The sequence below is a fragment of the Marinactinospora rubrisoli genome, from assembly GCF_042664915.1.
In the GTDB taxonomy this organism is placed as follows: domain Bacteria; phylum Actinomycetota; class Actinomycetes; order Streptosporangiales; family Streptosporangiaceae; genus Marinitenerispora; species Marinitenerispora rubrisoli.
In genome coordinates this window covers 151,002-163,890 of sequence record NZ_JBHTBH010000005.1, presented here as the reverse complement: position 1 = coordinate 163,890, position 12,889 = coordinate 151,002, and the positions used below count along the sequence as shown (strand labels likewise).

Genomic DNA, 12,889 nt, shown 5'->3' with positions numbered 1-12,889 from the left:
AACACGCAATCCCCCTGACGAACAGGCCCGTCACCCGTCAGGATGGTCCCGGCGATCGTCCCGCCCACGTTCCCGGTGACCCCTGCGGTGGTGCCATGCGCGAGCCTGTCCGGTATTCCGACGCGATCCGTTTCCTCGGCGCCGACGAGGAACGGGTGGTCGAGCTGGTCGATCGCCTCGGCGACGACTCCGCGCTCGACCTGCTCGGAGCGCGCACGGACCTCGTACGGTTCGCGCATCGCGTGCTGAACCGGCTGGACCGCGAGGCGCACCGGCTCAACCGGCTGGAGCGGACGCGGCGGATCGCCGCGGCGCACAGCATGATCGTCGTGACGGCCTTCTTCGAGTCGCTGGACGACACCGAACTCCCCTTCGAGCTGGACGGCCGCTCGGCCAGCCTCGACGCCGCGACCACCGACGCCTCCAGCCCCAAGCACCTGGGCGAGTTCGTGGCGCTGCTGGTCGGCTCCGCTCCCCCGCTCCCCCGCCCGCAACGGCCGGCCGCCGACGCCCGCGCGCGGGTGCGGCGCTTCTACGCGCGGCGGTGCAAGCAGCTGCCGCCGGTGTTGCGCCGCATGCGGCTGTGGGGCGAACTGGGCGAGGCGCACCGCAGCGCCATCACCGACCGGCTCGGCCCGGCGCTCACCGACCGGTGCCTGCGCCGCTACGAGGAACTGCGCGACAAGCTCGCCGCGAGCTTCCCGGAGTTCGGGGCGTGGGCCAACCTGCACGCCGACCGCGGCCGCTACACCGGCGTGCCCGAGGCGACGACCGGCCTGACCCGGCTGCGCCACCAGTTGCAGTCCATCAGCACCGGCACCGTGCCGAGCGTCGCGCAGGCGGCGCTCGCCCGGGCGCACCGCGAGCGGCTGACCGCCCCGCTGGCGCGGCTCGGCGGCGCCGGCACCGGCGCGCACCTGCCGCCGCTCGGCCTGTCCTACGTCGACCCGAGGTTCCGCGCCACCGAGATCGGGCCGGGGTCGCTGCCGCACGACCCGGCCTGGTGGGCGGCGGCCACCCCCGAGCGTGACGACGTCTCGGAGTTCCTGCTCGGGCACTTCACGTCGCCGCGCGCGCTCGGTGTCCCGCTCGTCGTCCTGGGCCCGACCGGGTCCGGCAAGTCGGCGCTGGCGCGGATGCTCGCGGCCCGGCTGCCCGAGACCGACTTCTGCGTCGTGCGGGTGGCGGCGGGCGAGCTGGCCGAGCGGGACGGGGCCGCGGAGCTCGGCGAGCGCCTCGCCGCGGCCACCGCACCGGCGACGGGGACGACCATGGCCGGCCGCGACGCGCTGCCCGTGCTCATCCTGGACGGGCTGGAGGAGGTCAGCACGCTGGCCCCGGTCTCGCGGACCGAGCTTCTCGCGGGCCTGGCCGCCTTTCAGCGCGACCGGGCGCGCGCCGGGTCCCCGGTGGCCGTCGTGGTCACCTGCCGGGACGCCACCGCGGCGCGGGTGCGCTTCCCGACCGGCAGCGTCGCGATGCGGCTGGCCGACCTCACCGAGGAGCAGATCGCCAACTGGGTCGAGACGTGGAACCGGGTCAACCTCAGCTACTTCGACCACCACGGTGTTCAGCCGCTGGACCGCGCCGTGCTGGCCCGGCACGCCGCGCTGGCCCGCCGGCCGCTGTCGCTGCTGCTCCTGGCGCTGTACGACAGCACCGGCAACGCGCTGCACCGGCTGTCGGCGCCGCTGCGGGAGAGCGTGCTGTACGAGCGGTGGCTGCGCCGGCTGGCCGACTCCGCCGACCGCGCCGACCCGGCCGCGACCGGCCGCCCGGCCGCGGCGGCCAGCGACCCGGCGGTGCGCACCGGCCGGATCGAACAGGCGCTGCTCGCGGCGTCGGTCCTGGCGTTCTCCATGCTGAACCGGGGCGGCTGGCACGTACCGGCGGAGCTGGTGACGGCCGACCGGGACCGGCTGCTGGACTGGCCGGCCCACTACGCCCCGCCGCTGGACCCGGTGCGGCTGGGGTGCGTGGTGCCGGCCGAGGACGCCGCGGGCGGGGCGCCTCCGGGACGGCTCGCGTTCACCCACCCCGTGCTGGGCGAGTACCTGGTGGCCCGGCTGGTGGCGGAGGAACTGGCGGGGCTGGCCGAGGCGCGGATGCGGGAGCTGCGCGCGATCCGGCCGTCGCCGCCCGAGGACGCCTTCCTGTACGCGCTGCTGTCGTTCACCCCGCTCTCGGCGTCGGAGGAGGTGCCACGGCTGCTCGCCGAACGGCTGCGGCTGCTCGCCCCGGACGTCCGTGACGAGCTGCGGCTGGTGCTCGCCGAACTGCTGCGCGACGCGGACCGTGGCGGGTCGCACCGGCAGTACGCCGACTACCGGCCCGTCGCGGCGCCGCTGGCGGCCAGGGACGCCGCCTACAGCGCGAACCTGATGCTCGCCCTGGTGGCGGTGCACGGCGACGCCGTCCCGCTGCGCGAGCTGTTCGGCGCCGACGCCGAACTGCGGTGGCGGCGGTACGCGCACCTGTGGAAGTCGCAGTTGCCGCCCGAGCAGTGGGCGGGGCTGGTGCACGCGCTCGACGTCCGGGACGGGCCGGACGGCCTCACCGTGCACCCGGGACGGGCAGCGGAGGCGCCCGCGCCCGGCGCCCCGCCCGGCCCCGCCGCCGTTCCCGTGGACCGCCCCGCGCTGGCGGCGGCGCCCGAGGCGCCGCCGAGCGCGCAGACCGACCTCGGTCTCGTCGCCCGGGAGGCCGCGCTGCTGGCGGACCACGCGACCCAGCGGCTGCTGCACGCGGTGCAGCCGCTGGTACGGGTGTTCGGCGGCGACGTCACCGCCCGCCGCGAGGGCGCGCCGTCCGACGCGCACCTGCTGCTGACGCTGGCGTTCGGCTCCGGCGACGCCGACGACCCCGCCCTGGTGGCCGCCTACGAGCGAGCCTTCGGCCTGGCAGAAGGCCTGGACTCCGACGAGCGGCTGCGGTTCAGCGTCTTCCTGCTCCGCCAACTACGCGGCCACACCCACCGCCTGGGCGCCCGGCTGGTGCCCCTGGTGTCCCGGCACGTCCGCCCCATCGGGGTCTCCCGGCGTGCGCGGGCGGCGGTGCGGCGGCTGGCCGACGAGCACAACGAGCACGTGGGGGCGATCCGGGACATCTTGGCGGGACGGTGGTAGCGGCGGAGGGCGGGGCGGTCGTCGCTGGAGGCGGCTAGAGGCGGCCGGCCTTGGTCTCCTTGAGGAAGAGGATCCACTCGCGTGCGGGGAAGTCGAGATGGCCTAGGTGGCGGTTCTGGGTATCTCGAACCTGCGAAACGCGGCCTTCAGCGACCTCAACGCATTCTCCACCTTGGCCACCGCTGTAGCTGCTCTTGTGCCAGATCTCCTTTCGGAGCGTGGCAGTGATCACAGGTCGCACGACTTCACCTGGACGAGGAAGGCCGCCCACTCCACCGCGGAGAACTCCAGGTGGCCCAAGTGGCGATTCTGGGTGTCGCGGATCCCGGCACTGCCAGCGGTCATGAGCGCCGCTTCCACACAGTTCGTCTCCGCCTGGCTGTAGGAGGACTTGTGCCAGGGCTCCTTCCGAGGCATGGCGGTGGTCACAGGTCGCACGACTTCACCTCGACAAGGAAGGCCGACCACTCCATCGCGGAGAACTCCAGATACCCGAGGCTGCGGTTCTGGGTGTCGCGGACTACGGCCCCGCCTGTCGTCATATAGGCCGCTTCAAGGCAGTTGGTCTCTGCTCGACTGTAAGAGGACTTGTGCCATGTCGACTCGATGATCATTCGATTTCGCCTCGCGCTTTCTCGATAAGGGCACGTGACTGGTCGGGGGGAAGGGCCACGCCGCGAAGGTCGCCCATGAGAGAGACGTGTTCGTCCACGAGGACCGGATCGATCACCACACCGCCGGTTGCCCTGACTTCCTCATAGAGCACAGTCCCCGCATCGGGAACCTTCAGCAGGCGAAAACCGCCATCCAGCCCGGGGTGTCCAAGTGTGTCAGCCGGCACCACCAACAGCTCCACTCGCTCCCAGGTCGACACCTCGCGCAGCTGTTCCAATTGCCGTGCCATGGTCTCAGATCCGCCCATACGACGACGCAGCACGGTGTCATCAAGCACCGCGAGAAAGAACGGCGGATTCCGGCAACGCAGGATCTGCTGCCGCTCCATCCGCGCGGTGACGAGCGCCTCCACGTGGTCGACAGCGGCCCGCCGGTTGCCGGCCTGGATCGACGCACGCGCGTAGTCCTCCGTCTGCAGCAGTCCCGGCACCAGCAACGGTTGGTAGTCCTGGATCTCGGTCGCCCGGCGCTCCATCGCTGGCACCTTCCGATACCAGTCCGGGGGTTCGTAGGCACTGTACTGGGCTTCCCAGGTGGCCATGAGCCGTCCGCTGGCGGTAAGAAGCTCGTCGATACGCCCTGCAAGGTCCTTCTTGACCTTTACGCGCCCCAACTCGGCGGAACTTATCGTGGACTGCGAGATCGGAATCATGTCGGCTAGCTGCTGTTGTGAATATCCCGATTGCAGCCGCAATCGCCGGATTTCCGCGCCGAACTTACGCGCGCTCTCACCTGCGTCTACCACCATGCGATCAGCTTTACCAGCTGATTACGCTGCGTCGCCAGTGGAAATCCGGAATCTTCGCAGCCGGATCGGATATCTGGATCTCCGCTCACTCCTGGTGGAACGGTGAAGGCACAGAAAAACCCTCGCGACGGATGCAGCCGTCCGAGGGCACGGCCTCCACCTTGCAGGCAGGTGAAGACATGCACGATCCTACCGCGCCCGCCCCGAACAGCCCACGGGCTCGGCGCTACGCCCCCGTCCAGCGTTCCACCGACCGAATGCCCGACTACCCCCTCTTCGCCGATGTCGCCTCCCGCCATCACGCCCGCTGGGAGATCGTCTACCGCCCCGCGGAGCCCGCCCCCTACCGGGCCCGGCATCGCGCGCACGAAGTGACCATCGCCAGCGACGACGTCACCACGCTGGACCACCTCCTCACGACCCTCGCCGCCGCCGACAACTGGATCCGTCCTTACATCCGGGTCGACCGCGCGGAGGTGCACCGATGAACCCGACGGCTCCCGTCATCTGGTTCGGGCGCCACACCGGGCACTGGTGGGCGCTGCACGGGGACCGGCTCTACGAGTCCCCCACGCGGGAAGGGCTCGCGGCGCTGCTCGCCGTCCCGTCCGCTCCGGCCCGTCCGGCGCCTTCGCCGCGCCTGCGCGCGATGGCGCCGGTGACCTCGGTGGCCCCGGCGCCCGTGCCGCCGCCGCGGCATCGCCGGAGCCCGGCCCGGTACGCCTGGCCGTCCCGCTACGTGCGAGGGGATCTGCTCCGCTGACCCGTCCCCCGCCCCGGCGCCTCCTCCGGGGCGGGGGACGATCCACGCCAACAGGTCAGCGCGTCGCGGCCAGGACCTTCGCCGCCAGTTCCGGGACGACCTGCCCGATCGGCTCGGTGAACGCCGCCGCCGCGAGGGCGTCGTACGGCGTCGGCTGGGCGTTGACGATGACCAGCCGCGCGCCGTTCTCCGCCGCCAGCTCGCACAGGCCGGCCACCGGCTGCACCGTGAGGGACGTGCCGACGGCGACGAAGACCTCCGCCCGTTCGGCCGCGTCGACGGCCGCTTCCAGCACCTCGGGTCTGAGCCGCTGCCCGAAGGAGATCGTGTCCGCCTTCTGGATCCCCCCGCAGGCGAGACAGGGCGGGTCGGACTCCTCCGCCAGGCGTTCCAGCACCTCCGGGGTGCGGGTGCGCAGCCCGCAGGACAGGCAGACGACCCAGTGGATGGTGCCGTGCACCTCGATGACGCGGTCGGGCTCGGTACCGGCGCGCTGGTGCAGGCCGTCGATGTTCTGGGTGATGACGGCGTCCAGCCGTCCGGCGCGGCTCAGGTCCGCGAGGGCCCGGTGCGCGGCGTTGGGCTCGGCGGTCCAGGCCGGGTGGGAGCGACGCAGCTGCCACACCTGGCGGCGGACGTCGGCGTCGGCCAGGTAGGTGTCGATGTCGAACAGCGCGGCGGCACCGGGGTTGGTGGTCCAGACGCCCTGCGGACCGCGGAAGTCCGGAATGCCGGACTCGGTGGAGATCCCGGCGCCGGTCAGCACGGTGACGTGCTCCGCCTCGCTCAGCCACCCGGCGACGTCGGCCAGGGTCGGTGTGGCCATCGGCGATCCCTCACTCCGCTTCGGGTGCTGGACGTCCATTCTGGCAGCCGCCGAGGGCGCCGGTCGGCGCGGTGGCCGCACCGACGGGGCTCTCCGTCAGATGTGGCGAGATTGTGAAGCCGTCCGCACGATCACCACATCGTCCCATATTCCGGGTTGTGCTGGGATTTTCCCGACTTCGCGCCATGAGAAGCGGCATTCCACCCCGGAGGGGCGGCGCTCAGGGCACGACAAAGAGTGTCAAAATCGACCTACTCATGAAACAGCAGCCCTACATCCTCGTCGTGAACGGGACCAAGGTGCACCGTCCCGTTTTCGTGCTGGGCGCGCCGCACTCGGGGATCGATGTGATCGCCCAGGCGCTGCGCCGTGCTCCCGGTCTGCACCTCACGGCCGGGCACCCCAGCGTGCTGCACGCCGTGTACGCCTTCGCCCGGCGGCCCTCCATCGCGGAGGGACGGGAGTCCGGCACCGCCAGCCTGCTGCGCGACGCGTTCGCCGAGGCGTGGCAGCTCACCCCGCACACCTGTCCGCGGTGTCCGGACCAACGGGTGCCGGCGCGCGAGGCGGCGGAGCCCTGCCGGCACGCCGGCGAGATGAACCGGTTCGGCGACGCCGGTCCGGACCTGCTGTACAGCGCGGCCGCGATCGGCGCCGCGTTCGAGGACGCGGTCTTCGTACAGGTCATCCGGGACGGCCGGGACGTGGTCGCCGACATGCTGGCCGACGAGCAGTCCACCGCCTGGCTGCGGCCGGGAATGGCGGGCGGCGAGCACGAGGTGCCCAACCCGTTCTTCGGCATCGAGACCGAGGAGGAGCGCTCTGGGTACGCGCGGCTGTCGCTGGCCACCAGGTGCGCCATGCGGTGGCGCAGCGCCGTGCGGCTGTCGGCCCGGCTGCGCGCCACGCTCGGACCGGAGCGGCTGCTGACCCTGCGGTATGAGGAGCTGTTCGGCGGCGAGGTGAAGACGGCGCAGCAGCTCTCCTCGTTCACGGGTACCCGGGTGTCGGCGGTCGAGCTGGTGCGGGACGAGCCGCACGGGATCGGCGCGTGGCGCAAGCGGCTGTCCGCCGATCAGCGCTCCGAGGTGCTCGCCGTGGCGAGAACCGAACTCGCCCGGCTGGGGTACGTCTGAGCCCGCGCGGGAGTGTCCGGGGCCGGCCTGCGCTGCCGCTGCGCGGGTCGGCCCCGACGGGCGCCGGACGCCGCCGGCCCGGCTGGGGCGCGACTCAGAACTCGCGGTAGGGCAGGAACTTGCCGTTCAGCGTGATCTGCACGCGGTCGCCTGCGGGATCCGCCACCCGCTCGAAGTCCATCTCGAAGTCGATGGCGCTCATGATGCCGTCGCCGAACTCCTCGCGGATGAGCTCGCTGATGGCTCCACCGTAGACCTGGACGATCTCCTCCAGGCGGTAGACGACCGGTTCCGTGGGGTCGACCGCCTCGGCGCCGCGCACCGGAGGCAGTTGCAGCGCCTCTACGGTCAGCTCGTCAAGGTCCAGCAGCTTGCCGACCTGCCGGGCCTGCTCCTCGCTGACGGGGTGGCGGCCGAGCAGTGCGGCCGTGGTCCACACCGGTGACCGGCCCAGCTCCTGCGCGATCCGGGTCCAGGTGAGCTTCTTACGGCGCTTGGCGTCCAGGACGGCGCGCGCCGCCTCGGCCCGGCCTATCGGGTCCAGGGGAACGATGGACACACGTACCTCCAGTGCGGTCGCGAACGCCGGGCATCGGCCGGCGCCTCTCTTGCTTCCGAATCTAGGAAGCCGCCGCCGGGCGGAACAGGTCTGCGCGGACGCTGAGAGCTGATTCCTCTGAGAGCGGACGCCACGCCCGAGGCGAAGGAGAGGGGCGGTCGCGAGACGCCGCCCGGGTCAGCCGTTGTGGAGCGGTCCCATGCCGGTCGTGGCGCCGGCCACGAGCCGCCGCACGGTCTCCGTGCAGCCGGACCAGGCGACCTCGGTATCCGGCGTCCGCTCGTGCGGCGCGCGGAACCATTCGACGAAGGTGGCCAGGTCGTCCAGCGCCCAGCGGAGCCGGTACAGCGCCAGCGCGGCGGGGTCGGGCCGGTGCCCGCTGGCGTCGGCGTAGCGGTCGAGGTCCGCGGGGCCGGTGGCGGCCAGCCACAGGTCGCGTTCGGGGGGTGCCAGGCCCACGGTGTCCCAGTCGAGGAGCCGGAAGCGCTCGCCCGCCCGGAGCAGGTTGCCCGGGTGCGGCTCGCCGTGCGTGACCACGAGACGGGGCCGGCGGCCGTGGACCTCCGCGATCAGCGCGTCGAACTCCTTCAGGGACCGGTGGAGGCCGGCCGCGTTCTCGGCGAGCAACCGCCGCGTCGGCTCGGCGAACGGCCCGCCCCGCCACGGCCGGTCCGGCTGCGCGAGGGCACGCTCCAGCTCGTCGCGGGTCGGCAGCCGCGGCTCGTGCAGCGGGGTGGCCGTGGGCGGGGTCCGGCGGTGCAGGTCGGCGAGCAGGTCGATGACCCGCTCTCGGTCCGCGGGCGGGAGCACGTCACCGAAGTCGCCGGCGGTGCCGTCGGCGAACGGGAAGACGCTGACGGCGTACCTGGTCCCGAGGGGACGGACCGTCTCCCCGTTCGCGTCGCGCACGGGGGCGACGACGAAGTCGTGCCCGGCCGGGTCCTCCAGCGCGGCGGCGGTGTCCATGGCGGCGCGCAGGCCCCGCAGCGCGGCGGGCGGGGTGGTGCCACAGTGCGCCTTGTTCGCCAGGTCGGCGACGGTGACGAACCACCGCCGCCCGGTGGTGTCGGCCACGCTCCAGTGGTGGTCGCCGAACCCGACCGGCACATACGCCAGCTCGGCGGCGTCGACGCCCCACCCCGTGAGGGCGTGCCGCAGCGCGAGCTCGTCAAGGTCGGCGGGCCGGTCCTGCATCGGGTCTCCCGGGATGGCGGTGGTATCGGCCAGGGACGGCGCGCGGCGCGGACGCACGCACGGTGTCACGTACGGTGACGGCGTCCCGGCCGGGGAGCCTACCGGCGCACCTGCGCGTACCGGAAGCGATTTTCCGGCGGCCTCGGGCGGGGTGGCTCTCGGACCCCGTTCGAGGGTCCGTCCCCCAGGGTGGCCGTTTCGTTCAAGACCGGCGGCGCCGGCCGGTGACAGGATTTCCGCATGAGCATCGACCTGGACGGCGCGAGAGCGTTCATGGCCGCGAACGCGCGCGTTCTCGACCGGCGGCGTTTCGAGGCCGGCACCACCGGCGGGGAGGCGGCCCGGCACGCCGTCCTCCACGCACTTGACGGCTACCGGAATCCCGACGGCGGCTACGGGTGGGGGCTCGAACCCGACCTCCGGTCGCCGGAGAGCCAGCCGGGCGGCGCCCTGCACGCGCTCGAAGCGTTCGCCGACGCCGGTCCCGCGACCTCGCCGCACGCCGCCGCACTCCTCGACTGGCTGAGCTCCGTGACGCTGCCCGACGGCGGGCTGCCGTTCGCGCTCCCGGTCGGCGACCCCGCGGCGTGCGCCCCGTTCTGGGTACAGGCGGATCCCTCGGAGTCGTCCCTGCAGATCACGGCCGCAGTGGCGACACAGGCGTACCGCGCGGCGCGTTGGGACCCCGCCGTGCGGGAGCACCCGTGGCTGGCGACGGCCACCCGGTACTGCTTCGACGCGATCGGCCGGATCGACGAGCGGCCCTTCGCCTACGTGCTCTCCTTCGCGCTGCAGTTCCTCGACATCGCGTCCGATACCCACCCTGAAGCGCGCGACCTGCTCGGCCACCTCGCGCGGTTCGTGCCGAGGAGCGGGGCGCTCGCCGTCGACGGTGGGGCCGAGGGTGAGACGCTGCGCCTCCTCGACTACGCACCCGAGCCCGGGCGGCCGGTCCGCGACCTGCTCGACCCCCAGGCCGTGTCGGACGACCTCGACCGCCTGGAACGCGGCCAGCGCCCGGACGGCGGGTGGGCCGTCGACTTCACCGCCTACTCGCCCGCCGCGTCCCTCGAATGGCGCGGCTATGCCACGGTCGGCGCCGTGGCCGTGCTGCGCCGGAACGGCCGCTGACCCGGTCCGGGCACGCGAGCGCGCCGCCGTGCAGCACCGGCGACCGGGGCGGTGTGGTGTTCAGGGCGGTGATTTCGGCGTGGGCGGGCTTGCTGAGGCGGCGCAGGGCGGCCCATCCCCGGCCATCGGCGCGCAGGGCCGCGACATGCGCCGCGTTGAAGCCGGAGATCTGCCGGTTCACGATGTCGACGGTGGCGTCCCAGTCCGCTCTGTCGTGGGCGGCCTTGAGGTCCGGTAGTGCGTGGCGGCCGAACGGCCGCATCACCGGCTCGTAGGCGATCACCTGGCGCAGCGGCCGATCATTGGCGGCCAGCAGCGCGATCAACCCGCCGTAGCTCCAGCCGAACAGCGCCTCGGTGCCCTCGAACTCGTCAAGGATCACGCCGAGGTCCTCGACCTCTGTGCGCAGCGAGTATGTTGCGGTCAACGGCCCCGAGGGCGCGCGTCCCCGGCGGTTGAGGACCGCCACCGAGGGCCAGGCGTCGATAGCGGCCGCGACGTGCCGCCAGGTGCGGGCATCGCTCATCGCGCCCGGCACGACGACCAGACCCGAAGCATCCGACGGGCCACCACAGGAGGCGTTTTCACGGGTGGCTTCACCTGCCCCGGCCGCAGGGGGCGGCGGTCGTCCCGTCACGTTCGCCGCCTGGCTCACTCCACCGGCCCTGCAGGAGGGGGCTGGGGCCGGAGAGGCTGCCTACGCTCGCCCGGCGACTCGCGATCCGTCCGCACCTCGCTCCACTCCACCGGCTTCGCAGCAGGGGCCTACGGCCAGAGGCGGCACCGGTTGCGCTCGCTCGGCGGCTCACCGTTCCGCACCCCCGATCACGTTCACCACCTCGCTCGGCTCCGCCGACCCCGCAAGGGGGGCCTACGGCCAGAGGCGGCGCCAGCTGCGCTCGCTCGGCGGCTCACCGTTCCGTCGTCCACAGGCGGCCGGGCATCGGACGCGGCGGCCGGGCGGTGGGGCGTACGATGGCCGCATGGGAGCACTCGGAATCACTGAGCTGATCGCATTCGTGATCATCATGTCGTTGCCGGTCAGCCTGGTGGCGGGAGCCGTCGTGTACGTCGTGCGGCTCGCCCGCAGAGGTCCCGAGGCGACCCTTCGGGCGGCGGCGCGGCGGCGCGAGCTCGCCTGACGCGGATCACACCTCGTTCACCGTGGCGGTCCGTCGACTCGCGTTCCCGACACCCCGGGCCGCCACCCTGGTCACCTTGACCGGAAGCACGGCTCCGGGAGCGATACGCGGCGGCAGATGACGGACTCCGCGGCGCGGTATCCCGCCCGCCGGTGGGCGGTCTGCGGCTACGCGGCGTTCGGGCTCGGCGCGCTGTACGCCATGGTCAGTGCCTACTGGGCGCTGGGCGGCACTCTGGGGCCGCACGTTCTCGGCGGTGCGCTAGAGGCCATGGCGCGGGAGCGTGACCCGTTCCTGATCGCCGTGGTCTGGATCACCGCGGTGCTCAAACTCGTGGCGGCGCTGCTCGGTCTGGCCGTCGTGCAGCCGTGGGGGTACCGACTGCCGCGCTGGGCGGTGCTCAGGGGCTCCTACGGCGCTGCGGCGGTGCTCACCCGCTACGGCGGGGTGCTGGTCGTCGGCCAGGCACTGGTGCCGACCGGCGTCATCGGGGTGTCGGGAGAAGTGGACTGGACGCCGTTCGCGTGGCATCTGTTCGTTTGGGACCCGTGGTTCCTGGCCTGGGGACTACTGCAGGGCGCCGCCACCTGGGACTTCGCCCGCCGGACGGCGAAGCGCCGGGGTCCGGCGAGCGAAGGACAGCGAGCAGCCGGGAGCCATGTCCGTCCCCGTCTGCGGTCCGCCGCCACCCGGCAGGCCGGGGGTGGCGGACCGCAGGTGACGTGGCCGTCAGTTGACGTCGTCGGGGTCCGAGCCGAAGCGCCGGCCGGCGTCGAGTGCGGTCAGCGCGTCGACGTCGGCGGCGGACAGCTCGAAGTCGAAGACGTCGAAGTTGGACCGGATGCGCTCCGGCGTCACCGACTTGGGGATGACGACGTTGCCGATCTGCAGATGCCAGCGCAGGATGACCTGCGCCGTCGTCTTCCCGTAGGACTCGGCGATCTTGCCGATGGCCGGGTCGGCGAGCAGGTGGCCCTGCCCGAGGGGGCTCCACGCCTCGGTGGCGATGCCGTGCGCTGTGTGGAAGTCCCGCAGCTCCTGCTGCACGAGGTTGGGGTGCAGCTCGATCTGGTTGATGGCCGGAACGACGCTGCCCTCGTCGAGCACCCGCTGCAAATGCGGCACCTTGAAGTTCGACAGCCCGATCGCGCGAACGCGGCCGTCGGCGTACAGCTTCTCGAACGCCTTCCAGGTGTCGATGTAGCTGTCACGCGCCGGCATCGGCCAGTGGATCAGGTAGAGGTCGAGCTGCTCCAGACCGAGCCGCTCCATGGTCGCGTCGAACGCGCGCAGCGTGCTGTCGTACCCCTGCTCGCTGTTCCACAGCTTCGAGGTGACGAACAGCTCGTCTCGCGGCACACCGGACAGCCGGATGCCTTCGCCGACCCCCTGCTCGTTGCCGTAGACCGCCGCGGTGTCGATGCTCCGGTACCCCGCCTCGATGGCGACGCGCACCGGCTCGACCACCTTGGAGTTCTCCACCTGCCACACCCCGAAGCCGAGCTGCGGGATCCGCACGCCGTTGTTGAGGGTGACATCGGGAACCGTAGTCATGGGCGTCTCCATGTCATTGAAATCTGGACCAGACAG

General features: G+C 72.6%; 15 protein-coding genes and 1 pseudogene. 7 read left to right on the top strand and 9 right to left on the bottom strand.

Features of this window, described 5'->3' with window-relative positions; all coding sequences use genetic code 11:
• Window positions 1-95 precede the first annotated feature (95 nt).
• Entirely contained in the window at window positions 96-3,125 is a 3,030-nt protein-coding gene (locus tag ACFQRF_RS12070) for an NACHT N-terminal helical domain 7-containing protein (protein ID WP_379871137.1), read from the top strand.
• 34 nt (window positions 3,126-3,159) lie between these two features.
• On the opposite strand, the gene ACFQRF_RS12065 is transcribed toward ACFQRF_RS12070, so the two are convergent.
• From ACFQRF_RS12065 to ACFQRF_RS12050, 4 genes are read right to left on the bottom strand one after another with little or no spacing between them, the layout of a single operon-like run.
• Window positions 3,160-3,357, bottom strand: coding sequence for a DUF397 domain-containing protein (locus ACFQRF_RS12065; RefSeq protein WP_379871389.1), 198 nt, complete (start codon window positions 3,355-3,357; stop codon window positions 3,160-3,162).
• The gene (locus ACFQRF_RS12060) at window positions 3,354-3,563 is read right to left on the bottom strand and encodes a DUF397 domain-containing protein (protein ID WP_379871136.1); all 210 of its coding nucleotides are present in this window, start codon (window positions 3,561-3,563) and stop codon (window positions 3,354-3,356) included. Before ACFQRF_RS12060 ends, ACFQRF_RS12065 begins: the two co-directional genes overlap by 4 nt.
• Window positions 3,551-3,739 carry a DUF397 domain-containing protein gene (locus tag ACFQRF_RS12055; RefSeq protein ID WP_379871135.1) on the bottom strand — a complete coding sequence of 63 codons (189 nt, stop codon included), beginning with the start codon at window positions 3,737-3,739 and terminating at the stop codon, window positions 3,551-3,553. Before ACFQRF_RS12055 ends, ACFQRF_RS12060 begins: the two co-directional genes overlap by 13 nt.
• On the bottom strand, window positions 3,736-4,548 hold the full coding sequence (locus ACFQRF_RS12050; protein ID WP_379871134.1) for a helix-turn-helix domain-containing protein: 813 nt from the start codon (window positions 4,546-4,548) through the stop codon (window positions 3,736-3,738). The genes ACFQRF_RS12055 and ACFQRF_RS12050 overlap by 4 nt, the downstream gene beginning before the upstream one ends.
• A 179-nt stretch (window positions 4,549-4,727) precedes the next feature.
• Here ACFQRF_RS12050 and ACFQRF_RS12045 point away from each other — a divergent pair, with 179 nt between their 5' ends.
• Window positions 4,728-5,036 (top strand): hypothetical protein, encoded by a 309-nt coding sequence (locus ACFQRF_RS12045; RefSeq protein WP_379871133.1) that lies wholly within the window; start codon window positions 4,728-4,730, stop codon window positions 5,034-5,036.
• Window positions 5,033-5,311 carry a hypothetical protein gene (locus ACFQRF_RS12040; RefSeq protein WP_379871132.1) on the top strand — a complete coding sequence of 93 codons (279 nt, stop codon included), beginning with the start codon at window positions 5,033-5,035 and terminating at the stop codon, window positions 5,309-5,311. The genes ACFQRF_RS12045 and ACFQRF_RS12040 overlap by 4 nt, the downstream gene beginning before the upstream one ends.
• Window positions 5,312-5,366: 55 nt before the next feature.
• On the opposite strand, the gene ACFQRF_RS12035 is transcribed toward ACFQRF_RS12040, so the two are convergent.
• Window positions 5,367-6,137, bottom strand: a complete 771-nt coding sequence (locus ACFQRF_RS12035; RefSeq protein ID WP_379871131.1) for an SIR2 family NAD-dependent protein deacylase — start codon at window positions 6,135-6,137, stop codon at window positions 5,367-5,369.
• Between the two features lie 257 nt (window positions 6,138-6,394).
• Here ACFQRF_RS12035 and ACFQRF_RS12030 point away from each other — a divergent pair, with 257 nt between their 5' ends.
• Window positions 6,395-7,273, top strand: a complete 879-nt coding sequence (locus ACFQRF_RS12030) for a sulfotransferase (RefSeq protein WP_379871130.1) — start codon at window positions 6,395-6,397, stop codon at window positions 7,271-7,273.
• Window positions 7,274-7,367: 94 nt separating this feature from the next.
• Here the strand turns inward: ACFQRF_RS12030 and cynS are convergent, their stop codons facing one another.
• Both cynS and ACFQRF_RS12020 read right to left on the bottom strand, forming a co-directional pair.
• Window positions 7,368-7,832: a cyanase gene (gene cynS / locus ACFQRF_RS12025; protein ID WP_379871129.1), complete on the bottom strand. Its 465-nt coding sequence runs from the start codon at window positions 7,830-7,832 to the stop codon at window positions 7,368-7,370.
• Between the two features lie 177 nt (window positions 7,833-8,009).
• Window positions 8,010-9,026 carry a phosphotransferase gene (locus ACFQRF_RS12020; RefSeq protein ID WP_379871128.1) on the bottom strand — a complete coding sequence of 339 codons (1,017 nt, stop codon included), beginning with the start codon at window positions 9,024-9,026 and terminating at the stop codon, window positions 8,010-8,012.
• A 240-nt stretch (window positions 9,027-9,266) separates the two neighbouring features.
• Here ACFQRF_RS12020 and ACFQRF_RS12015 point away from each other — a divergent pair, with 240 nt between their 5' ends.
• Window positions 9,267-10,157, top strand: a complete 891-nt coding sequence (locus ACFQRF_RS12015) for a prenyltransferase/squalene oxidase repeat-containing protein (RefSeq protein WP_379871127.1) — start codon at window positions 9,267-9,269, stop codon at window positions 10,155-10,157.
• On the opposite strand, the gene ACFQRF_RS12010 is transcribed toward ACFQRF_RS12015, so the two are convergent.
• Window positions 10,069-10,812 carry an alpha/beta fold hydrolase gene (locus ACFQRF_RS12010; RefSeq protein WP_379871126.1) on the bottom strand — a complete coding sequence of 248 codons (744 nt, stop codon included), beginning with the start codon at window positions 10,810-10,812 and terminating at the stop codon, window positions 10,069-10,071. The two genes, ACFQRF_RS12015 and ACFQRF_RS12010, sit on opposite strands and share 89 nt — an antisense overlap.
• Window positions 10,813-11,140: 328 nt before the next feature.
• Here ACFQRF_RS12010 and ACFQRF_RS12005 point away from each other — a divergent pair, with 328 nt between their 5' ends.
• Both ACFQRF_RS12005 and ACFQRF_RS12000 read left to right on the top strand, forming a co-directional pair.
• Entirely contained in the window at window positions 11,141-11,299 is a 159-nt protein-coding gene (locus ACFQRF_RS12005; RefSeq protein WP_379871125.1) for a hypothetical protein, read from the top strand.
• 117 nt (window positions 11,300-11,416) lie between these two features.
• Window positions 11,417-11,860, top strand: a pseudogene (locus ACFQRF_RS12000) (DUF3995 domain-containing protein); the annotation flags it as partial.
• A 168-nt stretch (window positions 11,861-12,028) separates the two neighbouring features.
• Here the strand turns inward: ACFQRF_RS12000 and ACFQRF_RS11995 are convergent.
• Window positions 12,029-12,853 carry an aldo/keto reductase gene (locus ACFQRF_RS11995; protein ID WP_379871124.1) on the bottom strand — a complete coding sequence of 275 codons (825 nt, stop codon included), beginning with the start codon at window positions 12,851-12,853 and terminating at the stop codon, window positions 12,029-12,031.
• Window positions 12,854-12,889 lie beyond the last annotated feature (36 nt).

Excerpts from the sequence above, each read along its gene's own strand:
- ACFQRF_RS12070 (WP_379871137.1), top strand. The coding sequence starts at position 96 with ATGCGCGAGCCTGTCCGGTATTCCGACGCGATCCGTTTCCTCGGCGCC.
- ACFQRF_RS12055 (WP_379871135.1), bottom strand. The coding sequence starts at position 3,739 with ATGATCATCGAGTCGACATGGCACAAGTCCTCTTACAGTCGAGCAGAG.
- ACFQRF_RS12050 (WP_379871134.1), bottom strand. The coding sequence starts at position 4,548 with ATGGTGGTAGACGCAGGTGAGAGCGCGCGTAAGTTCGGCGCGGAAATC.
- ACFQRF_RS12045 (WP_379871133.1), top strand. The coding sequence starts at position 4,728 with ATGCACGATCCTACCGCGCCCGCCCCGAACAGCCCACGGGCTCGGCGC.
- ACFQRF_RS12040 (WP_379871132.1), top strand. The coding sequence starts at position 5,033 with ATGAACCCGACGGCTCCCGTCATCTGGTTCGGGCGCCACACCGGGCAC.
- ACFQRF_RS12035 (WP_379871131.1), bottom strand. The coding sequence starts at position 6,137 with ATGGCCACACCGACCCTGGCCGACGTCGCCGGGTGGCTGAGCGAGGCG.
- ACFQRF_RS12030 (WP_379871130.1), top strand. The coding sequence starts at position 6,395 with ATGAAACAGCAGCCCTACATCCTCGTCGTGAACGGGACCAAGGTGCAC.
- ACFQRF_RS12020 (WP_379871128.1), bottom strand. The coding sequence starts at position 9,026 with ATGCAGGACCGGCCCGCCGACCTTGACGAGCTCGCGCTGCGGCACGCC.
- ACFQRF_RS12015 (WP_379871127.1), top strand. The coding sequence starts at position 9,267 with ATGAGCATCGACCTGGACGGCGCGAGAGCGTTCATGGCCGCGAACGCG.
- ACFQRF_RS12005 (WP_379871125.1), top strand. The coding sequence starts at position 11,141 with ATGGGAGCACTCGGAATCACTGAGCTGATCGCATTCGTGATCATCATG.
- ACFQRF_RS11995 (WP_379871124.1), bottom strand. The coding sequence starts at position 12,853 with ATGACTACGGTTCCCGATGTCACCCTCAACAACGGCGTGCGGATCCCG.